Genomic DNA, 20,677 nt, shown 5'->3' on the forward strand with positions numbered 1-20,677 from the left:
TGACGAGAGCCCCTTTCGGGGTTGGGCCGGGCCACACGTTCCGCGTGGCGGTCGCGTCCAGTCGCCAACGGCCCGTGCCGCGCCTATCGATCAGCTTGGGGCAACCGCACTCTGTTTCTTCTCGTTCAAAATACAGCCGGGGGAGTCGCAGCCTGCTGCGACGGGGGCAGCGCCCCCAAACCGATCCATGTCAATCGAACCCAAAAAGTTTCTCCAGCCCTCTCTTGGCTTCATCCTCAAGCCGGTCCTTGATCAATTCTTCAATGTCCTGATCCTCGGTCACGGAGGTATCAAGCTCTTCGCTCAGTTTCTCAAGCGCGCGGTCCTTGGCCTCTTGCTCGATCTTGTCGATCTCGACCCCAGCCGCAGTTTCGATGACCTGGCTCAGGTCTGGTTTGAACGCCGGATCAGACCACGGCCCCAAAACACGTACGGGGATCGCAAGCCCCTTGCCCGCGTTGGCCCGCAAGGCCACAGGTGTGAACAGGTAGTCGATGTCACGATTGCCCAAGCCAACCCGCCCGGTCCCATCAGCGCGAAAGTTGTCGAGTTGCAGCAGCAAGTCGCGGTTGTCCAAATCACCGTTCTGTATCGTAAAACTCGCGGTCAGGCTGTTGAACACTGTGGTTCCGCCCGAGCCGCTGCCGGTCCCCATCAGCCCGTCCAGATCAATGCCAGAAATCACCCCCTGCCCCATCTGCATCACGCCTTTGCCGGACAACGAGCGCATGATGGACTCTTCGGTCTGGCCCACACCCAGAAATTCAAACGACCCGTCCAGCTTGCCTGACAGCCGGTCAATGTCGGCAAGTGTCACCAACGCATCCCGCGCTTCGATCATGTTCATCTTCAGATTGCCACCCACCGACAGACCGTTGCGGTTGTTCGCCACAAGTTGACCGGTCACTGCCCCGCCAAAGACCGACACCGGCGACAGTTTCAAAACGGCGCGCGACCGGTCCAGGGTCAGGGTCAGATCACTGGACCCAAGCGTCAGATCCGATGTTTTGATCATGTCCGCCGTCAATCGAATGCTGCCGTTTGCCAGCGCCAGCGCCGATACATCGATTGGGACTGTGGACCAACCATCGGCCGCCGCAGCGGCACCGTCACCTGAATCACTGCCGTGTGTGCTAATGCCACCTAGACCAGCCAGATCCAAAGTACCGATCCAAAGCCGCGCTGTGATCTGCGGTGGATCAGAGACAAGCAAATCCGCACTGCCTGCAAAACTGTTCTGATCCAGCGCGGCCTTCAGCTCGCGCAAGGCCAATTTTCCGTCATGAGTATATGTGATCTGCGCAGAGACCTGTGCCACGCGTCCCAATCCCTGCGGCAAGTTCACGCCCGGTTGCCCGAAAGCTGCCAGCATCAGGGCGGTGTCCTTGGATACCAATGAAGCCTGCCCTGCAATCTCACCCGTCCTACTGACCTTGCCGCGATATCTCACGGTCGTTTCCGGTGCAGTCATCGTGAAACTCATGTCCGTCACACGCCCCGCGGCAAACCCCGGCAGATCCGGCAGTGTCATCGCCACGTCAATAGCGTCTTCACCTACGGCCAAGGCCGCCTCAACTTCGAGCGGGGCGGTGGGGTTTGGCCAACGCGCCTTGAGTGTGACACCATCGAAATCCAGATCGGTCTGGCCGTCCTTTACATGCACCATGCGGGCATTGCGCAGCTCCAGCCTCTCCAACGTCACGCCAAAGGCATCGATCGAAGGAGTCGAAGATGTTCCACCGTCTGCACTGGCTTTTGCACCCGAAGCGGTCGTGAAAATCCAGTTCTGACGCCCGCCGGATTCTTCCAACCGCAAGACGGGGTTCTGGGCGATCACCCGCTCAATCTGAACCTCACCAGACAAAAGCGGGGAAGCGGCCACACCAATCGAAAGGGCATCAGCCGTCAACATCGGCGTGTCACTGGCCCAATCTGCATTGCCCACTGTAATGGCCCCGGTCTCAATGCCCAGCACAGGCCAGAGTGTTACCTTGACGTCCTTACCGAAATCCACATCGCGCCCTGTCTGCGCCCTAATCTGGTCTGCAACAAGCGAGGCGATCTTGTCGCCTGGCAACAACGCCAGCACGCCCGCAATCAGCACGACGACAACAATCAGGATCACACCGATCCGAACCAACCAAACCATGACACTGCTCCCGGTATATCTTTTGTGTCCGTCTTTTGCCCCATTCTATGCCAGTGCACTGCCCATGGCACAACATTTGCAAGGTCCACGAAACCCCACTATACGCGCGGACATGAGCACGAACCCGCCAAATCTCCGCCCCGACCTTGCGCCCGCCGCCCGGATGACCGAGCAGCCCCGCGCAGGCCAGCCAACGATTGGAATGGTATCCTTGGGATGCCCTAAAGCTCTGGTCGACAGCGAACGCATCCTGACCCGGCTGCGCGCCGAAGGGTATGGCATCTCGCCCGATTATTCCGGTGCGGACGCAGTGATTGTGAACACCTGCGGGTTTCTTGACTCAGCCAAAGCCGAAAGCCTTGACGCTATCGGCGAGGCGCTGACCGAAAACGGCAAGGTCATCGTGACCGGCTGCTTGGGGGCCGAGCCGGATTACATCCGCGAACATCACCCCCGCATCCTGGCCGTCACCGGACCGCATCAATACGAACAGGTGCTAGATGCGGTGCACGGCGCTGTGCCGCCCTCGCCCGATCCGTTTGTCGACCTGCTGCCCGCCAGCGGCGTCAAACTGACCCCGCGCCACTACAGCTATCTCAAGATCTCTGAGGGTTGTAACCACAAGTGCAAGTTCTGCATCATCCCCGACATGCGCGGCAAACTCGCCAGCCGCCCCGCCCACGCGGTCCTGCGCGAGGCCGAGAAACTGGTGGACGCAGGCGTGCGGGAACTGCTGGTTATCTCGCAAGACACCTCGGCCTATGGCCTGGATCGCAAATACGACGCCAGCCCCTGGAAAGATGGCGAGGTGCGCAGCCATATCACCGATCTGACACGCGAATTGGGCAAACTGGGTAATGCCAAGGACCTCTGGGTGCGGCTGCACTATGTCTACCCCTACCCGTCCGTGCGCGAGCTGATCCCGCTAATGGCGGACCCGGAAAATGCCGTGCTGCCCTATCTGGACATCCCGTTCCAGCACGCCCACCCGGATGTTCTCAAACGCATGGCCCGCCCTGCGGCCTCTGCCAAAACCCTGGACGAGATCGCCGCTTGGCGCGCGATCTGCCCCGACATCACCCTGCGCTCGACCTTTATCGTGGGTTATCCGGGAGAGACCGAGGCAGAGTTCCAGTATCTGCTCGATTGGATGGACGAGGCGCAGCTGGACCGGGTGGGCTGTTTCCAATACGAAAACGTCGATGGCGCGCGGTCAAACGATCTGCCGGACCACGTTCCTGCCGAGGTCAAACAAGACCGCTGGGATCGGTTCATGGAAAAGGCGCAGGCGATTTCCGAGGCCAAGCTAGAGGCTAAGGTCGGTCAGATCATCGACGTGATCGTTGACGACATCGACCAAGACGGCGTCGCCACCTGCCGCGCCAAGGCCGACGCGCCAGAGATCGACGGGAACCTGTTCATTGATGAAGGGACCGAAGGGTTGAATGTTGGGGAGATCGCGACCGTTGAAGTTGATGAGGCGGGGGAGTATGATTTGTGGGGAACTCTCGCATAACTCGGAGATCATTTGAAAAAATTCTTAGATAGCCTTTTGGCCAACCCATCAGCCGCAGCATTCTTTGGATGCGTTATTGGTGCCTGCTTCATCATTCTGACAGGAACAGACTTCAATCAAGACATTAAAAGATATGGCACTTTTGCTCTATCGGCCTTGGTCGCACTTTTTGCATCAGCCGTTTCTCTTGCTGGGGTCTTCTCAAACATAAACAATCAGAACGAAAACTACAAAGAACAAAGACTTGCATCGCTGAAGGCCGCAAAGGCTACGCTACCGCTTGCGTTGTCACAATTTTCACAGTCAGCGCGTGAAGCAACTGCTCTTTGTCTGAAGTTGAGTGAAGATGACAGCTTAACAGATGTCATAGAAGGCAATGGAGAAGCAATCTCAATCCTCAAGGAAACAATTGAGTACTCAGATGATACTTCCGGTCGTTGGATAGCTGCGATCATAGCTCGATTTCAGGTTCTTTCCTCGAACACGAACAACCGAACGATTTTCCACAGTCGGGAAAATTTCTACGGAACTGCGGCTGATTGGATAGTTTTCACGCGCATGGTCGGTCATTGTTTTGACTATGCCAGGAGCAACGATCCAAAATACAAAATACCTGAAGATATCAAAGTGTGGGACTTGGAACTACCGTTGGACGTAGAAACACTTGCGGATGTCGACACACACGAACTAAGGAACTCTTTGGAAAAAGTTTCGAGCCGCCTAACTGGACGCCTAGAAGAATTTGAAGGTGGGCGTGTGATGAGTATCGAAGCAAGACAATCAGAACAAACTCAATGGTGGTAGAGAAGCCACGCGCCCGATACTGGGTGGGTGCGTAAGCGCCCTCCCGGGGGGAGGGTCGGGCGCGGCTTTTGCTTTGCAAAAGCTTAAGAGGGGTGTCGTGTGTGCACGTTGAGCAGGTCTGTTTCAGGCTCACTTAAATCCAGCCGTGTTTTTTTGCCTGAGTGTGACACAGGACAACCAAGCCAACGGCCACGGCGGACACTATCAACAGCATCGGCCAATCCAGTGTTTTCATCTGCGCCCCCAAGTAGGTCGACAACACGGTCACGGGCAGAATGCCCAAGCCGGTGGTCCATAAAAACGTCCAGACACGGACGCGGGTCAGCCCTGCGGCGTAGTTGATTAGATTAAAAGAAATCACCGGGATCAGACGGCAGACAAGCAATGTGATCGTGCCCTGATCCTTGGTCCAACGCTCTAGCGCGATGTTTTGACGGTCCGAAATCCAACCTTGCACGACTTCTTGCCCCAGAGCACGGGCCAGATAGAACGCCAAAACTCCGCCCAGCATGGCACCCCCCCAGATCACAACACTGCCCATCAAAGTGCCAAACACGGCCCCCGCGCACAGTGCCAAAAGTTCAGCAGGAAACGGAACAAAGCTGTGCACAACCATCAAGGCGATCACAACAACAGGGGCCCACATCCCGTAAGCTCGGAGAATGGTAGACATCTCGTCAGGAGTGGGCAGCGTCAGATCAGAAAAATAAAAGGCCAAAGCTCCAACCAAGATCAGGCCAAGCAGCCCGGCACATACACACGCTCGCTTTGACACTGACATGAGGGCGTCCCCAAGGCTTTCATCGTGATTTGGAACAGAGAGCGAGTTTAACCTGTCTGCCGAAAAATTGCACGGTAGCGGCCTTTAGTGAGGGTTGCGCGTTGCCGGAGCGCCTCTATCCTTTGGATCAGACAGCCGCCATCCAAGGAGAGCCACATGTCCGACGTGCCTATCATCGCCCAGAAAGCCCCGTACCCTGTAGAGGTGACCGAAGGGAAAACCTATTTTTGGTGCGCCTGTGGGAAATCGCAGAAACAGCCGTTCTGCGATGGATCGCACAGGGATACGGAGCTGTCTCCGATCAAATACACGGCAGCGGCCAACAAGAAGGTGTTCTTTTGCGGCTGCAAAGCCAGCAACAAATCCCCGCTTTGCGACGGCAGCCATTCAAAACTCTGACCCCTTTTTTTCGGCGGAACCTGTCGTTCAGTGTCGGCGGAACTCCCGCACCCGAGCGATCCCGACTTCGTCAGCACCGCTAGCGGCTTTGGGCCGGACGTGAGTACCCCCGAGTTTGGCAACAGACTTACCGCAAGCGGTTCATGAGTTCGGCATTGGCGCAGTGCATCGGAGCATCGTCCACAACACCTGTCTGTTCCGCAAGCCATGCTTGGCACCTATCAGCGCAATCGGCCCGGCGGCAGGTTGTAACCATTCGCGCGTAGTCGCCTTCGGTGATACGGCCCGTTGCCATCGCCTCGGTCAATGACACGCCCATGCAGCGCGCCACCGACCGGGTCAGCCAAAAATGCCGGTTGATCGGGCCAAGGGTGTCGCGTGTGGTCATAACATTTCTCTAGTTTGGGGCTCTACTTCGGGGCCAGTTCCGCGAAAAGATCGGCGTTGCGACAGTATTCCGGCGTCGCCGGTGCACTCTCGCGTGCGTTTAGCCATTGCTGACAATGCTCGGGGTTTGTGCAGTTGGTGCAGCTGAGCACTGCATCGCTGATCTCATCAATCGAGACATTGCCGCGCAGCGCCTGTTCCTCAAGGTCGATGCCACGAACGGTGGCCATCCGGTCGACAAGGTCGGCGTGGCGTTTGAGTTGTTCACGGTTGTGCATGGGTTTCATCCTCTGATCGCGCGTGTCACCCAAGAAGATTACGTCAGTTCCCACACACCGCCTTGATTCAGATCAATGAGCAATCCCCTGGTCATCATAGTAGGCCCGCACCGCGTCCTGGACCCGTCGAAACCTGTCACCGCCCAGCTTTTTGCCACCATACCAGCGGGTCACGATGATCACATGATCATTCAACCCAGCCCGTTCCATCATTCGCAAGATCACAATCCCGGCCCCGCTTTCACCGTCATCCGCCTTGAGCGCCCCCTGAGGCAGGATCGCAGCCCAAGTGTTGTGCGTGGCCTTGGCGTAAGCCCGGTCTTTCTTGAGTTCCGCGAGCACTGCGTCCACCTCGGCCCGGCTGGTCACCTGAGCACCCGTGACCGCGTATTTCGAGCCGCGGTCCGTCAGCACCACACCCAGTTGGATCAGATCACTCATTGCAGCAACCCCGGATTGCGCACAGCAAGGCGCACAATTTCCAACCGTTCTGCGTTGGGGGGATGGCTGCCAAGAAACTTGTCCGACGGATCAGGCAGGCGAAAGAAGAACTGCGCGCCCTGCAACGGATCATAGCCCGCCTCCATTGCGATGATCGAGCCCAAGGCGTCTGCCTCAAGCTCGAACTCTTTGGAAAAAATGCGCGAGCCTACAACCGCGCCCAGCTCTTGTGCCTGGCGAATATCACTCGGTGTACCGCCCTTGCGCGCCTCGCGATCCCCATAGAATTCAGCCCCGGCTGCTGCATTGTTGGCCTGTTTGTCTAAGTGCCCCAGAATATGATGCGCGGCCTCGTGGCTCATGACAAAGGCAAGCTCATCCGGATTGCGTACATCGGCGAGCATGGCAACCGTGAACAGAACCACCGGATTGCCCTGGTCATCGATAGTTTGGAACGCGTTGACCGGAGCGGTCGGGTCCAGGTCAATTGCGATGCGAAAGTTGCAATTGATCCCCCGTGTACGCGCGCGACAAACCCGTTCGGCCGTAGGCCCGACTGCACCACTGACCTGTCGAAAAGTAAGTTCCGCAGCATCCGCGTCAAAATCGGCTGGCAGGTTGCCACCCTCGGGCAGACTCGGTTCCGGGGTCTGACCGCAGGCGGACAAAAAAGCTGCCAGCAGCAGAAACATCCGGCGCATGAAGGTGCCTTTCCGTATTTGGACCCGTCTGAGAACCTAGCGCGCAAGAAATGCGCCTGCCACCCAGAAACGACGCGGCTTTTGGTTGCATTGGCAGCGGTCGCTGGGCACTCTGGCCTCATGTTTACGATTGAGCACGAATTCGACGCCACCGTTATCACTCTGGTAGACGAAGGCGATACGCCCTTACAAGAAGATGTCGTTATCAACAGCTTCGCCGAATGCATCACCTTGGAGCAGTTTGACCCGCGCACGGAAAGCGTACAAAAGATTACGCTGTCACCCGAGCAGCTGCGTGATCTGGCCGCTGCGCTGGACCTACCTGAAGGCGTATACCAACTGCGCCTGACGCCGGACGAGGACTAAGGCGAACCTATAGGATCGGGGCCCTTCCCCCACCACACGTCGCCCCTCAGGGAATTTGCGGCACGCAGAAAAACGGATTGAGAGAGGGAATGTTGGCTCAGACGTCATCAATCCGAAATGTCTTTAGCCTTGAAGTTTGCCCATGCAGTAGAGTCAGCCGACTTGGAGCAATGCCAAGCGCTTGAGCTAATAGACGAGTCACAGCCAAATTTGCTTTACCGTCTTCGGGTGGAACAGAGACAAAGGCCTGCAGCACATCACCCTTGTATGCCAACCTTGTCTGCGCCGCATTTGGAGTGACTTTGACTGTAATCTCTTGTCCCTGACAGACCAACGCCGACAGGTCCGGTAGGTTTTTGACTTTTGCTCTTGCCATGTGGGGTAGTCTGACAAAACTGAGGCTCAAGCGCCACTGCATTTGACCGCGTGCGCTAAACGGGAGGCAAGGTGCATGAAGACAGGGTTTTTCTGGGACGAGCGGTGTTTTTGGCACAGCGGCGGCAACTATGCTTTTACGCTTCCAGTGGGTGGGCTGGTGCAGCCCTTGGCCGCAGGCGGGTTTCCCGAAAGCCCCGAGACCAAGCGGCGTCTGATCAACCTGATGAACGTAACCGGCCTGCCCAGCGACCTGGACATGCGCGGGGCCGAACCTGCGACGCGAAATGACTTGCTGCGCATTCATCCCACCAGCTATCTGGACGAATTCAAACGCCTTTCGGACGGAACGGGTGGAGAGTTGGGGCGGCGTACCCCTTTTGGCTCGGGCGGGTATGAGATCGCGGCTTTATCGGCGGGCCTAAGCCTCGCGGCAGTCGAGGCTGTCTGGACAGGTGCCTTGCCCAATGCCTATGCCCTGTCACGCCCACCAGGGCACCATTGCCTGCCCGATTTCCCCAATGGGTTCTGCCTGCTGGCCAATATCGCAATCGCGATCGAGGCTGCCAAGGCCAATCATGGCCTGGGTCGGGTCGCGGTCATTGATTGGGACGTGCATCACGGCAATGGAACCGAAGGGATCTATTATGATCGCTCGGACGTTCTGACAATTTCGATGCATCAAGAGGGCAATTATCCGATGGACACTGGTGCTCTGGTCGATCGGGGCAAAGGGGCAGGAGAAGGGTATAACCTGAACGTACCTTTGCCCGCTGGAGCGGGTCACTCGGCCTATATGGCGGTGATGGATCAGATCGTTCTGCCCGCGCTTGACGCCTATCAGCCCGACATGATCATTGTGGCCTGCGGCTATGATGCGTCAGGCGTGGACCCCTTGGCGCGAATGCTGGCAACTTCGGACACGTTTCGGCAAATGACGCTCAAAACCAAGGCCGCAGCCAAACGTTTGTGCGGAGGCAAGCTGGTTCTGGTGCACGAAGGTGGGTATTCGGAAGTCCACGTGCCCTTTTGCGCCCACGCCGCTCTCGAGGCTTTGTCAGGCAGCGACATCACAGCCCCCGATCCGTTGACCGAAGTGCTGGACGCACGCCAACCATTTGCACGGTTTGACAGTTTTCTTTTGGAGCTGATCGAGGACACGGCCCATCAATTGAACCCCCAATCCATCAGACCAGCCTGATCACCACTCATCCCCGCGCGGACCCTGATAGTATTTGCGACGCGCAGAACGCTCGGCTTCTGTTCGGCCCGGCGGCGGCGCACTGCCCACGGCAAACACAGGTGAGGAAAAGCCCACGTTGACCGAGCTTGAGGTCGTGGGTTGGCATGCTGACAATACCACGACTGCGCACACCAGAAGAGAAAACGATTTGATCATGAACAACCCCGCGAAATCCTATGCACTCATACGTATCGGGCATCCCCGGTTGAACACAACCCGCACCGCTCCACTCTGACGTAAGATTTACCCTTGAAACTTGCCCCACGCTGACCGAGATACAACTCACCCCGCATGTAAACAGGTTTCACATATGCCACTTGAGAGCCCCGCCGCCCTGGAATTTCTGCTGTCACGCCGATCCCGTCCGGCAAAAACTTTGGTGGCCCCGGTCCCCACCCGCGAACAGCTAATGCTCCTGTTGACTGCCGCAGCCCGCAGCCCGGATCATGGGAAGCTGGAACCCTGGCGGTTTATCGTTTTGGAAAAGGGCGCGATGTCCCGGCTTGCAGCTCTGACCGAGGATCGAGGGCACGCATTGGGAAAGGCCCCCGAGGACATCACCAAGGGTCGCAATCAGTTTGACCTGGGCCAATTGGCCGTCGCGGTTATCGAGGTGCAGAAGCCGTCAGAGAAAATTCCCACTATCGAGCAAACCTATTCTGCGGGGGCTGTTTGCCTGGCTCTGCTCAATGCTGCTCTGGCTGCTGGATGGGGTGCAAACTGGCTATCAGGCTGGGTCAGCCACGACCGCGTGTTCTGCGATCAGGCTCTGGGACTGGCCGACAACGAACGGGTCGCGGGCTTTGTCCATATCGCCACCGAAGGTACAGCCCCGCCCGAGCGTCCCCGTCCAGATCTGAATGCCATCACAAGTTGGGTATCCGAATGACAATCCTGAACGCTTTCTTTTCCGCATTGGGTCAAATGGGCGATCCCCGCTTTCGCAAGGTCCTGTTTTTGGGGGTGGGCCTGACGATCGGGTTGCTTGCCGGCGCCACGTTCGGCTTTGTCTGGCTGGTACAATTTCTGGTGGGTCCATCAGTGACGTTGCCCTGGATAGGCGAAGTGACTTGGCTGGGGGACGCGGCGGGCGTCTCATCGGTTCTTCTGATGATGGTGCTGTCCGTGTTCCTGATGGTGCCGGTGGCCTCGGCCTTCACCTCAATGTTTCTAGACGAAGTGGCCCAAGCAGTTGAAGATAAACACTACCCCCATTTACCCCCCGTGCCAGGTGTCCCCTTCGCCGAGGGGCTCAAGGACTCGCTCAGTTTCCTCGGCGTTCTGATCGCAGCGAACCTTGTGGCGCTGATCCTGTATGTGATCTTTGCACCCTTGGCCCCGTTCATCTTCTGGGCCTTGAACGGATTCCTGTTGGGTCGAGAATACTTCGCGCTGGCCGCAATGCGCCGTCTTGGGCGAGAGGGCGCGCGCAAGTTGCGTTCAAAGCATTCGATCACAATCTGGATGGCGGGAGTATTGATGGCAATTCCTCTGTCGGTCCCGCTGGTCAACCTGCTGATCCCCATCATCGGGGCGGCGACGTTCACCCATATCTATCACCAACTGAGCGAGCGATCCCGCTAGCAAACTGCGCGGCCTGTCGGCCTTGCGTCCTGCGGACGGCAGGGGGCCAGGCTCACGCGGGCTTTGCCCGCGTGAGCCTGGCCCAACGGGAGGATACGTTTCGCCAGAAACGTTGACGACGGGCGGGAGCTCCTGGAACTGTAGATCGCGAACACAGGTGTCGAGCGAGATGACAGTGACAGAACAGTATCACTGATTGGAAGGCAGATTTTTCGTCCAGTCAAAATCGCTGACCGAAACCCAACCGCTCAGAACGATACCACCGATGATCAGCCACAAGACAAAGGCCACACCTGTTGTGATCCAGGCCTTTGTCTTCAGGTGATGTTCCTCAGGGGCGCCTGCATGGGTTCCAGGGACGACATCGCCTAGATCCCCTTGAGTTTTCACCCGGATCGGCAAGACAATCAGGAACATCATGAACCAGATGACGGCATACAGCACCAGCGCCGAAGTTATGGACATATTCGCTCTCCTGCTTGCGTCTGGCCCATGATCGGGCCAGAGTTATTATTTGGCTCAGATCTGTTCGAGTTCGACCAAGCAGCCATTGAAATCCTTGGGGTGAAGGAACAAAACCGGCTTACCATGCGCGCCGATCTTGGGTTCGCCCGACCCCAAAACGCGGGCGCCGGTTTCTTGCAGGTGGTCGCGGGCCGCGATGATGTCGTCGACCTCATAACACACATGATGAATGCCACCCGCCGGGTTCTTTTCCAAGAAACCGTTAATCGGGCTGTCCTCGCCAAGCGGGTATAGAAGCTCGATCTTGGTGTTTGGGAGTTCTATAAACACTACAGTCACACCGTGATCAGGTTCGTCCTGCGGCGCGCCGACCTTGGCACCCAATGCGTTGCGATACTGTGCCGACGCCGCTTCGAGGTCGGGCACAGCAATGGCGACATGGTTCAGACGACCGATCATGGCAAATCTCCTAAGGTCCTGTTGGTTGCCGGCGGTTATGCGGGGTCAACGCCGCAAGAGCAAGTGCGCCATATCGACCGCCCTCGTTAACCGCTTGTTAGCCTTGCCTCCGTTATTTCCGATCTAAGTATTTGTTTTTTCTCGAATTTGACTTTCGGTGTATAACAGTAAATAACATGAATATAGGGTGCATTGACGGAGAAATGACGGAGAAATGGCTTCTATCAAGAAACGCGACGGATCATGGGTCGCTCAGATCAATAAGAAGGGCGTCCGTCGCAGTAAAAGCTTTCCTACCAAGGTGTTAGCGCAGGATTGGGTTAGTGAAGTAGAGCGGGAGCTTGTTGTTAACGACATGTCAAGCGGCGAGTTTTCGTCCGCTGGTTCTATGACGATAACGGATTTGATGAGGCGTTATCAGGATGAAATCGGTTACGAATGGAGCGATAGCAAAGCCAGTGCAGCGCGTCGTTTAGTCGAAGTGATGGGCGATCTGCGCGTAGATAAGCTGTCAACATTGACAGTACGTGACACCGCATTGAGGCAGGAAAAATACGGGCTAGGCACTTTAAAAATAAGCCTAAAAACTCTGCAAGGTGCTCTGACCCATGCGCGCGAAGCTTGGCTAATTGACGTAGACGGGAAGGCTGTAGGCCGCGCCATTACCGCTCTGGAGAAGTCCCGACACATTCCAAAAGTTCGAGAGCGTGATCGCCGCGTTAGTGCAGAAGAAGAAGCACTGATAGTGGCTAACTGGCGCTCTAATCTGGTGCCGCCTGATGTGGTGGCGTTTCTGATTGATACCCCCCTACGGTCGGGGGAAATGTGCGGTATTCTCAAGGGCGATATTGTGGGCGGGAACGTCGTTCTAATCCGCAATCGGAAAGACCCAAGCGATAACGCCCGTGTTGACCGGGTGCCGCTGCTAGGTCGCTCTGCGGCGATCTTGCAAGCGCAAAGAACAGACAGCCCGTTCCCGTATAGTCAGGATCAAGTTAGCGATGCGTTCCGCCGCGCTGTCCGTGCTGCTGGTCTGGACGACATACGGCTGCATGATCTACGACACGAGGGCGTATCTAGGCTGTTCGCCCGTGGGATGCCCCTGCCCCTGATTGCAAACATCACCGGCCATAAGAGTTGGGATATGCTCAAGCGGTACACCCACGCCACGGCAGAGGATGCCCATGCATGGGAATCGGCTAACTCCTAACTCCCCTAATACTGTGCATGATCTGCCCTGCTGAGCTAACGTGCTTCTGAGAGGGACAAAAAAATGAAAATACTAGCAACTATTGCCACCGCCATTGTCGCGGCCATCACGTCCACATCCGCGACTGCGCGCTTTGTTTCGCCCGATTTAGAGGGCGCTGCTTCGCTTAGGCCTATTTACATTGAAATCACAGATCAGTCTGAAGACGACTGCTTTAGCAACAGCGATCAAGTGAAAGCGTATGCCCGCGACCTACTAGCGGAAAAAAATTACCAAGTTACAAACCTAGTTTTTCATAGAGGGTACAACCTGTCGGTTACTGTGATTGCGCATCGTGTAAATGGCCTTTGTGCCGGAGCGATTTATACACAGTTGTGGAACGGTAATGTGCGAAAAGACATTTATGGCGTCCATGAAATTGCATCAGGTTTTGTTATAGCAACCCACTCAGAAAGCATTGGCACCGCCGTACTCGAAGCGCTCCAGGCATTCATTGCCCAGCTGCCAGAAAACTAACCAGCGCGCCTGCCCCCGTCACCATCGCACCCGCTTAGCACACCTTGAACCGCGCTCGGCATTGGAGATGGACACGCACACCACCCCCCGCCAGAGACGGTTAACTCCCCTCAGAGGGGAAAGGACACAATTGCCGAAACCAAGAACACTTTGGCTTGCTTGACGTGTGATGATGCTGGCCGGATGTTTATGATGTTTTCAATCGAAGCAACGCTAGGAACCAGTATGCTTAAGTACATCGCACTTGCCGCAGGTATTTTTGCGGCCAGCCAGAGCGCCGCAGCTACTTATGAATGCTTCATTATCGAAGCTGGTGGGTTTCGCTATGAGAACCGCTGGAAAAGTACAGTATTCCGGCTACCTAAACAGTTCCGTTTCACAATAACCAGCACTGGCGAGTCTTCGCAGATTGAGACAACGCGCGACTCTCTCGATTGGTTCCCAACTTGCAGGGCATTCGATGAACATTTGACTTGCGTCACTGATTTAGGTGGTAGTTTCTATTTCAACAAAAACACCCGCAAAGGTGCCGAAAGTCGATTGTCCGGCGCGGGTTCAGATTCCTACGGCTATAGAGACACCGTGAGTGTTGTGCTTTTTGGTTGTGATAAACTGTGACCACACCAAAATCTATGAAGTGCGGGAATGCTCCTTCTCTCCTCAGAGGGGAAAGGTCATATGGACGGATTTTTCTTTCCATCCCTCATCTTTGAGGCGGCGCGCGAAGCCTTTCCGTCCTGTGAAGGATAGGCGGTCACAGTGAAGGGCGCGCGCATTGTCAGCGATGAAGCCCTTCTGTGCCGCTAGCAGTTCCTCTGTGTTCCCGCCTGCTAGGAAGCAGTGATAGGACTTGCGCATAGGGTAGACGATAACTTCCATGATGATGAATGAGCTATTGAGTGGGTAGAAGTGATATTGACCGCCCAAGACACCATGCACGATCTGGTCGAAGGTGTGCGAACCCTCCGCCACCACCAGCGCCCGCTCTATTAGCGGCTTAAAGTCTAGCAGGTTCTCCGTGATGCTGCCCACGGTGGCGATACGGCTCATCGCAACAGCCCTGCGCCCGGTATGCCAACAACCTCTGCAATACCCTGCAACATTGGCGCAAGCCCTGCTGGTGTGCCACTGTCCCTGCTCTCTTTGAACATGGCGGCGGCGGCAGTATCTAGGAACTGCGCGAAGCGGGTGTTGTCATAGCCGATTTTGTAGCGGCGGTTGCCTCTGGCGTAGCTGTTGATGAAGGACGTTATGTTGACGTCGCCTCTTGCATTGGTGGCGGCTCCGCTCCTTAGAGCGGCGTTGGCTACGCCCCACTTGCGGCGGTTCGCCAGCAAGTCCGCGCGGTCCTCTGCATCCAGTGAGTTCATAAGACGCGCGTCCATTGCCTGCGATACATCAGACAGGGCGTCACCTAGCTCTAGGTTCGGCTCTCTGCCGTAAGCGTTACGCAGGTCTGCGGCCACCTTGTTCTTGATGCCCATAAACTGCTCTGCGGTGATACGCCCTTGGTTGTCGATCTTGGCTAGGATTTGTTCGCCATAGCGTTGCAGCTTACGCGCTACCGTGTCGTCTAAGGCGTTGTCGTCCACGATCCGCGCAATCTCATCCACTAGGTCAGCGGCTTGTATGTCCCCTGCCCTGAGTGCAATTTCGTCATAGCTCTTTGAGATAGCTTTACGGGCTTCACCGACATTGCCGCGCGTAGCGGTGACTGCGTTTGGTTCGCCCATCGCTCGCATGACTTCCTTGTTTAGCGAACGCTGCTGCATCGTCCGCAGTGCGCCGTAGTCGTCAATAGGCTTAGCAAAGTCTTTAGCCGCCCTCAGCGGTGCCATCTGCGCACCACGGGAACGCCATGTGTCGAAGTCCTCTTTATCCTGCGCTCTGGCCGCTTCGAACTTTGCCGGGTCGTTGGTGTCCAGTAGTTCTTTCTGCGCTGCTGATGTGGGAAAGCCGTAGTCATCCGCAAGCTGCTTAGAGGTCAGCATACCTTCACCAACGACGCGCGTAGATAGCTCTCCGCTAGGGGTAACGTTCTTCGCCGCCCCCATGCTGCCCATGCGGTCAGTGGGTTCTAGACGCAGCGGTGTGGGCGTGTCGTCAGGGACATTGCGCGGTACGGGAATAGTACCCTCTGCGGCTTGTCGCTGCACCGCCCTGATACCTGCGCGGGTGGATGCTGCGTTAGACGCTTGCCGTGCGATATCAAGCCCACGCTGCGCGCCTTTGGCTGCACCGGACGCCACTACATTTGTACTGCCGCCGATTGCTGCGCCGATTATCGCACCTGCTACCGGGTTCTCTGGGTTCTGCACCGCCCCAAGGGCTGCATCTGTGCCAATGGCAACGGTTGGATTGCGCGCGGCCAAGCCGATACCAATTTCCGGTATTGCCTCTGCGGCCATGTTGAGGGCGGGATTGCGGCGCTGTAACACGTCTTGCTGCGGGTCGTTTTCTCTGGCGATGGCCAAACCCAGATCGCGCACACGGTTGTCTCTGCTGCCGAATGGCTGGCCTGTGATCAGGTTGTTGATTTCTTCGACTGCGGTAACGGCTGTACCAAAGAGCGGAACCTTCTCTAAGGTCGCCAGATAGCCGCCTGCGGCGTCCTGTACGGCGTTACCAGCACCCATAAGTAACCGCTCGCCTACGCCTGCCCGTGCAGCTTCATATTCGGCGCTGGAAACCTCTGTCCACCCGCTGTCGCCGGGGAAGCGAATGACGAACTTACCGTCTTTGGTGCGTCCTGTGTCCATAGGTCTTAGCCTCCGTCGCGGATAACTGCGCTATCAGGGATGCCCCCGCTTGGCGGTGTGGGCTGCACGTTTACGCCAAGGTTAGGATTTGTGAGGCGGTCAACACGTCGCTGCGCCTCTTGAGCAATGCTGGCGACTTCGCCGGTGTACTCATCTGCGCGGGTTTTGTACCGCTCATGAAGCGGTTGCCAGCTTTCGTAACTGGTGTTCGAATAGGTCGGGAACGCTTCTTGTAGTTCGGCCAGAACGCGCCCGGTAGCCTCAGTAGGGCCGTAGACCTTATTCTTGAAGTCATAGAACAGGTCGGCGTCAATCTCGCTCAATTCGAACTCTTTGGCGCGGATTTCCGTGTCAGTCAGAATACCCGGTGTGCGTCGTGCCGCTGCGACCTCATTGGCAAGCTGGATAGCGCGTTGGGTACTGTTGATGCGCTGTTCAACTGGCCTGATAAGTGCTTCCGCCTCTGCCTGAATAGTGCCAGTTTGATTTAGCAGTGTTTGTTGCCGCTCTTGCGCGGCGGCGGTGGCGGCTCGCTGCTGTGTAAGTTCGGCGGCGTCTGCTTGACGGGCGGCGGTGTTGGCGTTGCGCTCATCTATCAGAGAGCTATTCAGCAACGCTTCGTCTGCGCGGTAGTCATACTCAGAAGCGGTGTTCTGATTACGCAACCGCGCGTCCTCAGTCATGAGCAGCATATCGTTAATGAAGTCCGCGCCACGGCGGTTTTCTTCGAAGCCGTAGCGCATGAAGGCGTCAGGATCGAGCAAGCCGCCCATTGCCAAGCCCCGCGCCGTTTCGTCTGCGCCTGCGTTGGGGTCCATGTCGTCAAGGATGCCGGTAAGAGCCTTACCGCGCGCGTCACGCTGCTTGCCCTCTGCCCACGGCTTACCGTAGCCCTGCACAAGTGCTTGAGAGCCAAGACCGGCGGCGAGGATGCCGAGAAGTGGGATAGCCACCATTGTTTTGCTCCTTCTCCCCTACCGTGGGGGACTTGTGATTGCCTTAGAATACGAAGCCGAATTTACCGCTGCTGTCAGTCGATTGGCCGGTGCCGTAGTTGTAGCCGTACTTCTGACCCACGTTCGCGCCGAATGCGTCGGACAGGACTGTCGGATCGCCAAGCAGACCTTGCAGTGCGCCCAAGCCGCCGAACTGCGAACCCATGCCCAGATTGAATAGCTGAGGTATCAGCGCCCCGGCGGCGCTATTGGCTTGTAACGCCTGCTGTGAAGCGTTCGCCATGATGTCGCCGTAGCCTTGCGTGTACGCCTTGCCAATCTCGCCACCTAGAACGCCTTCGGCTACGCCCTGCCTGGCACCACCAAACGCCCCCGCTGCGGCGGCGTTGTCGCCAATGCTGTTAAGCCCTTGACTGTGGATATCGTTCAGACCGGAGCGCAGCCCTGTAAGCTGCGCGTCAATGATTTGCTGCGTGTTACCGGCTTGCTGCATCTGGCCAAGTACAGCGTTGCCTTGACCAAGTAGCTGATCGCCAAGCGCGTTGATTTGGGGGTTCGCTTGGTTGAATGTGCTGAACGCCTGCTGACGTAGCTGATCAAGGTACGGCGCTTGGCTCGGATCAATGTAGCTGCTGCTACCGGAGAACCCAACGTCTGTGCCGAACTGTTCGCCAAGGCTTGTGTTGCTGCTCTGGCCTTCGGATTTACCGCCTCCTACGCTCATCCCGCGTACCTCTCTATTTTGATATTTCCGATGATCAGATGATCCTCTGCGCCCACGCCGCTGCACAGGCGAACAACAAATATTACCCGACCGATTGGGAACTCGGTGTCGTCGCCCTTGTAGCCCTTGTGGTAGATGGTCGCGAAGTAGGCGTTGTTTTCCGAAGAAACCATGCCGCCCACAGAGCGTTCGTAGCGGGTAGGCACTCGGTCATTACATACCGGCTCGCTGCTGTCGTAGACTGCTCTGCCTGTTGGTTCGTTGGCGGTGGTGTCACCAACTTTGACTTCAAAGGTGTCGTAGTAGAAGCGAAAACGCCCCTCTAGGCCCTCCGGCTGGAACGTGATCTCTGCACTCGGCCCAGTCAGCTTGTAGCGCCCGTTGCCCTCGTCGGTGGCACCTTTGCCGGGCGAGACAAGAGGGAAGTATGTACGCTGCAATGCGCGGCGGTTTGGGATGATGTGGGTGCGGTTGGCGTTGTGTGGGCTGATAGCGGTCAATGCGCCCTGTCGCGCCCTAATTAGGGTAGCCATTCTGTTACCTCACTCGAAAGAATTGACCTTCGCTCGACTGAGCGAAAGCGCGCCAAGCGATTGCGCGGCGCTGTGGGTCAGGATCGTTTAACTCTGGATGAAGCTTCATAACCAAATCGTACTCATCTTGAGTGAAGTTGAACGCCTCATTCCAAGGGCTGTTACCGTCAGGTGTGCCGCCGTTGTCTATCATCGCCCTGATATGGTCGCGCTGCTGCTGTCCTGCGGCGTGATCGGCGTAATCGCGGCGGGTGATGGTATCGTTCTGGATGTCGATATGATGGGCCATCAGCGATACACCCTCTGCCCTCTGGTGGTACGTGAAGGCTGCGCTGTGTGCGGAGCGGTCGTACCAAGTTGCCGCTCATGTTTGTCCTCAAACAGTGCGGTTTCCAGTGCCTCTTTGAACATGTTCTGCCAGAGTGTGACGCGCTCATCTTCTCTGAGAAATGGCGCGGTCTGTTTCAGAACGGCATAGGTGTACAGGTCCAGATACTTTTCAGCTAAGAAGCTGGTGTTGGTCCCTCTGTAGTCGGGCAGTGTGCCGTAGTAAGCCAAGATGGTGTTGAACGGCGTTCCTACGCTGAACGGGCCAGCGAACAGGATGCTGGGACCAAGCAGCGAATACGCATTTACTACGTTGGTAGCGCCTACAAGGCTGCGCGTGGTGATCAGCTTGGCCGGTGTGGTGTAGTAGAACTCGCCTACCGTGCTGGTCTCAGTCGAAGTGACAGAGCGGATAGAGCGGAAATCTGCTGGAAGCGGCATTTCATTTGCTGTGATCGGGAACGCCGCCAACTTAACGCGGTCCTCAATCTTAAGCAGTTGCTCAAGAGAGGCGGTCCCCATTGTGATCAGGTTGTCCAGAGAGGCGATAAGCGTGGCGTCATTGTCCTTCCAAAGAAAGACTGACAGATGCGTTTTGAAGTCATCGTAGGTCAAAAGCTCGCTCCGGTTACGGGTTCGCCCCATGATGGGGCGAACCCTAATTAGGGCTTAGGTCGTCACCGCTGCTGCGATGTCGATGTCAGTGATCACGCCATGCGCTTCGCGGTTCAGCACCTTGGTAGTCCAATCGACTGACATGAGCCTTGTGTTTGTCATACCAGTCTTGGCCTGTTCGTCGGTGCGATAGCCTTGCAGGAAACCGTGACGGGCATAGGCCGGATCAAGGATGAACGCGGTCGCTGCATCGCCTGTGGTGCCGCCTGCGCTGTCATAGGGCTGCTGCAAGCGGTTCGGTGACATACGCAGTTCGACACCAAAGTCCGTCAGGAACACGTTGACGCTGCCCATTGCGGTAGCTGGACCTTCGTTGTTGGTCTCGCCTTGCAGGGTCGCGATACGTGCGCTGCTGGTGAACATGTAGCTGGACAGGTTACGGATAACCTTCGGAACGCTCATGATCACGGACGGGTTGCCGCCCTTTTCCCAGACTTCCTGAGCAACGTCACGGACCATCGTTTCAGTCAGAGCGCGCTTGGCACCGGGTACGAATGCCGCCCACACACCGCTTGAGAAGCCGCCGCCTGTGCCGATACGGTTGCCTTGCGTGATCATCGCACCAAGACCAGCGGTAGCGGGTGCTGTGGCTTGTGTGGTGGGAGCCTGTGAGCCTTGGCCGGTCAAACTGATCGCTTCGACGTCCCGGCGCAGTTCACGCTGTCGCATCATGATCTGATACGCCATTTCGTTTCGGCGTCCGATGGTGTCGGAAGCGTCCGCACGGTGGGTCACGCCTACCTGCTTGATCGAGATTTGACACTGGTTGCCGATACGAGCGCCGCCCTTGGCGTCGTTCTGTGTCGGCACTGCGTCCTCTGCCACGGCGTTCGCGGTGTTCGGCTGCGCCAGCTTGTCTTCGGTCCATTCCGTGTAGGAATTGTCCGCGCTGTCGCTGCCGATCAGGTCAGTAAGCGGCAACGGAATACGGCTGATGTCGAAGATTTTGTCCATGACGTCTTCACGGATCAAACCGTTAAAATCGACGCTTTTCAGGTCCACTGAGGACCAATGATTTGAAACGGCCAT

General features: G+C 56.9%; 27 protein-coding genes. 10 read left to right on the forward strand and 17 right to left on the reverse strand.

Annotated elements, in window-relative coordinates; translation table 11 throughout:
* Positions 1 to 190: 190 nt before the first annotated feature.
* Positions 191 to 2,149, reverse strand: a complete 1,959-nt coding sequence (locus G6R15_RS02650; protein ID WP_164658234.1) for an AsmA family protein — start codon at positions 2,147 to 2,149, stop codon at positions 191 to 193.
* Between the two features lie 112 nt (positions 2,150 to 2,261).
* Between G6R15_RS02650 and rimO the strand changes: the two genes are divergently transcribed.
* Both rimO and G6R15_RS02660 read left to right on the forward strand, forming a co-directional pair.
* Entirely contained in the window at positions 2,262 to 3,665 is a 1,404-nt protein-coding gene (gene rimO / locus G6R15_RS02655) for a 30S ribosomal protein S12 methylthiotransferase RimO (protein ID WP_164658235.1), read from the forward strand.
* Between the two features lie 12 nt (positions 3,666 to 3,677).
* A complete protein-coding gene (locus G6R15_RS02660) occupies positions 3,678 to 4,469 on the forward strand; it encodes a hypothetical protein (protein WP_164658236.1) in 792 nt (263 codons plus the stop codon).
* Between the two features lie 133 nt (positions 4,470 to 4,602).
* Here G6R15_RS02660 and G6R15_RS02665 read toward each other — a convergent pair whose 3' ends face one another.
* Entirely contained in the window at positions 4,603 to 5,142 is a 540-nt protein-coding gene (locus G6R15_RS02665) for a TVP38/TMEM64 family protein (RefSeq protein ID WP_164658237.1), read from the reverse strand.
* A gap of 264 nt (positions 5,143 to 5,406) precedes the next feature.
* Here G6R15_RS02665 and G6R15_RS02670 point away from each other — a divergent pair, with 264 nt between their 5' ends.
* On the forward strand, positions 5,407 to 5,649 hold the full coding sequence (locus G6R15_RS02670; RefSeq protein ID WP_164658238.1) for a CDGSH iron-sulfur domain-containing protein: 243 nt from the start codon (positions 5,407 to 5,409) through the stop codon (positions 5,647 to 5,649).
* A 127-nt stretch (positions 5,650 to 5,776) separates the two neighbouring features.
* Here the strand turns inward: G6R15_RS02670 and G6R15_RS02675 are convergent, their stop codons facing one another.
* The 4 genes from G6R15_RS02675 to G6R15_RS02690 form a co-directional block, all read right to left on the reverse strand.
* Positions 5,777 to 6,037 carry a DUF6455 family protein gene (locus tag G6R15_RS02675; protein WP_164658239.1) on the reverse strand — a complete coding sequence of 87 codons (261 nt, stop codon included), beginning with the start codon at positions 6,035 to 6,037 and terminating at the stop codon, positions 5,777 to 5,779.
* Between the two features lie 22 nt (positions 6,038 to 6,059).
* A complete protein-coding gene (locus G6R15_RS02680; protein ID WP_164658240.1) occupies positions 6,060 to 6,314 on the reverse strand; it encodes a DUF6455 family protein in 255 nt (84 codons plus the stop codon).
* A 72-nt stretch (positions 6,315 to 6,386) separates the two neighbouring features.
* A complete protein-coding gene (locus G6R15_RS02685) occupies positions 6,387 to 6,755 on the reverse strand; it encodes a YigZ family protein (protein ID WP_205520458.1) in 369 nt (122 codons plus the stop codon).
* Complete coding sequence (locus G6R15_RS02690) at positions 6,752 to 7,456, reverse strand: M48 family metallopeptidase (RefSeq protein ID WP_164658241.1); 705 nt, start codon at positions 7,454 to 7,456, stop codon at positions 6,752 to 6,754. The genes G6R15_RS02685 and G6R15_RS02690 overlap by 4 nt, the downstream gene beginning before the upstream one ends.
* Before the next feature lie 120 nt (positions 7,457 to 7,576).
* Between G6R15_RS02690 and G6R15_RS02695 the strand changes: the two genes are divergently transcribed.
* Entirely contained in the window at positions 7,577 to 7,822 is a 246-nt protein-coding gene (locus tag G6R15_RS02695; RefSeq protein WP_164658242.1) for a hypothetical protein, read from the forward strand.
* A gap of 97 nt (positions 7,823 to 7,919) precedes the next feature.
* On the opposite strand, the gene G6R15_RS02700 is transcribed toward G6R15_RS02695, so the two are convergent.
* Positions 7,920 to 8,198 (reverse strand): DUF167 domain-containing protein, encoded by a 279-nt coding sequence (locus G6R15_RS02700; RefSeq protein ID WP_164658243.1) that lies wholly within the window; start codon positions 8,196 to 8,198, stop codon positions 7,920 to 7,922.
* A gap of 75 nt (positions 8,199 to 8,273) precedes the next feature.
* Here G6R15_RS02700 and G6R15_RS02705 point away from each other — a divergent pair, with 75 nt between their 5' ends.
* From G6R15_RS02705 to G6R15_RS02715, 3 genes are all read left to right on the forward strand, one after another.
* Positions 8,274 to 9,398, forward strand: a complete 1,125-nt coding sequence (locus tag G6R15_RS02705; protein WP_164658244.1) for a class II histone deacetylase — start codon at positions 8,274 to 8,276, stop codon at positions 9,396 to 9,398.
* 352 nt (positions 9,399 to 9,750) lie between these two features.
* The gene (locus G6R15_RS02710) at positions 9,751 to 10,329 is read left to right on the forward strand and encodes a nitroreductase family protein (RefSeq protein WP_164658245.1); all 579 of its coding nucleotides are present in this window, start codon (positions 9,751 to 9,753) and stop codon (positions 10,327 to 10,329) included.
* A complete protein-coding gene (locus tag G6R15_RS02715) occupies positions 10,326 to 11,024 on the forward strand; it encodes an EI24 domain-containing protein (RefSeq protein ID WP_164658246.1) in 699 nt (232 codons plus the stop codon). Before G6R15_RS02710 ends, G6R15_RS02715 begins: the two co-directional genes overlap by 4 nt.
* Positions 11,025 to 11,213: 189 nt before the next feature.
* Here G6R15_RS02715 and G6R15_RS02720 read toward each other — a convergent pair whose 3' ends face one another.
* Both G6R15_RS02720 and mce read right to left on the reverse strand, forming a co-directional pair.
* Positions 11,214 to 11,489, reverse strand: a complete 276-nt coding sequence (locus tag G6R15_RS02720) for a DUF1467 family protein (RefSeq protein WP_164658247.1) — start codon at positions 11,487 to 11,489, stop codon at positions 11,214 to 11,216.
* A gap of 54 nt (positions 11,490 to 11,543) precedes the next feature.
* Positions 11,544 to 11,948, reverse strand: coding sequence for a methylmalonyl-CoA epimerase (gene mce, locus G6R15_RS02725; protein WP_164658248.1), 405 nt, complete (start codon positions 11,946 to 11,948; stop codon positions 11,544 to 11,546).
* A 214-nt stretch (positions 11,949 to 12,162) separates the two neighbouring features.
* Between mce and G6R15_RS02730 the strand changes: the two genes are divergently transcribed.
* The 3 genes from G6R15_RS02730 (at position 12,163) to G6R15_RS02740 (ending at position 14,292) form a co-directional block, all read left to right on the forward strand.
* Positions 12,163 to 13,158, forward strand: coding sequence for a site-specific integrase (locus tag G6R15_RS02730; RefSeq protein WP_164658249.1), 996 nt, complete (start codon positions 12,163 to 12,165; stop codon positions 13,156 to 13,158).
* Between the two features lie 63 nt (positions 13,159 to 13,221).
* Complete coding sequence (locus G6R15_RS02735) at positions 13,222 to 13,674, forward strand: hypothetical protein (protein WP_164658250.1); 453 nt, start codon at positions 13,222 to 13,224, stop codon at positions 13,672 to 13,674.
* 225 nt (positions 13,675 to 13,899) lie between these two features.
* A complete protein-coding gene (locus tag G6R15_RS02740) occupies positions 13,900 to 14,292 on the forward strand; it encodes a hypothetical protein (RefSeq protein WP_164658251.1) in 393 nt (130 codons plus the stop codon).
* Between the two features lie 42 nt (positions 14,293 to 14,334).
* Here the strand turns inward: G6R15_RS02740 and G6R15_RS02745 are convergent, their stop codons facing one another.
* The 8 genes from G6R15_RS02745 to G6R15_RS02780 are packed head-to-tail and all read right to left on the reverse strand — an operon-like array spanning position 14,335 to position 20,677.
* The gene (locus G6R15_RS02745) at positions 14,335 to 14,724 is read right to left on the reverse strand and encodes a hypothetical protein (protein ID WP_164658252.1); all 390 of its coding nucleotides are present in this window, start codon (positions 14,722 to 14,724) and stop codon (positions 14,335 to 14,337) included.
* Positions 14,721 to 16,433 carry a hypothetical protein gene (locus tag G6R15_RS02750; RefSeq protein ID WP_164658253.1) on the reverse strand — a complete coding sequence of 571 codons (1,713 nt, stop codon included), beginning with the start codon at positions 16,431 to 16,433 and terminating at the stop codon, positions 14,721 to 14,723. The genes G6R15_RS02745 and G6R15_RS02750 overlap by 4 nt, the downstream gene beginning before the upstream one ends.
* 5 nt (positions 16,434 to 16,438) lie before the next feature.
* On the reverse strand, positions 16,439 to 17,389 hold the full coding sequence (locus G6R15_RS02755; RefSeq protein WP_164658254.1) for a hypothetical protein: 951 nt from the start codon (positions 17,387 to 17,389) through the stop codon (positions 16,439 to 16,441).
* A 43-nt stretch (positions 17,390 to 17,432) separates the two neighbouring features.
* Positions 17,433 to 18,113: a hypothetical protein gene (locus tag G6R15_RS02760; protein WP_164658255.1), complete on the reverse strand. Its 681-nt coding sequence runs from the start codon at positions 18,111 to 18,113 to the stop codon at positions 17,433 to 17,435.
* Complete coding sequence (locus tag G6R15_RS02765) at positions 18,110 to 18,646, reverse strand: hypothetical protein (protein WP_164658256.1); 537 nt, start codon at positions 18,644 to 18,646, stop codon at positions 18,110 to 18,112. The genes G6R15_RS02760 and G6R15_RS02765 overlap by 4 nt, the downstream gene beginning before the upstream one ends.
* 4 nt (positions 18,647 to 18,650) lie before the next feature.
* Complete coding sequence (locus G6R15_RS02770; RefSeq protein ID WP_164658257.1) at positions 18,651 to 18,935, reverse strand: hypothetical protein; 285 nt, start codon at positions 18,933 to 18,935, stop codon at positions 18,651 to 18,653.
* Positions 18,935 to 19,588: a hypothetical protein gene (locus G6R15_RS02775; protein WP_164658258.1), complete on the reverse strand. Its 654-nt coding sequence runs from the start codon at positions 19,586 to 19,588 to the stop codon at positions 18,935 to 18,937. Before G6R15_RS02775 ends, G6R15_RS02770 begins: the two co-directional genes overlap by 1 nt.
* Before the next feature lie 54 nt (positions 19,589 to 19,642).
* Positions 19,643 to 20,677, reverse strand: coding sequence for a DUF5309 family protein (locus tag G6R15_RS02780; RefSeq protein ID WP_164658259.1), 1,035 nt, complete (start codon positions 20,675 to 20,677; stop codon positions 19,643 to 19,645).

This window comes from Tropicibacter sp. Alg240-R139 (assembly GCF_900537075.1).
Classification (GTDB): domain Bacteria; phylum Pseudomonadota; class Alphaproteobacteria; order Rhodobacterales; family Rhodobacteraceae; genus Falsiruegeria.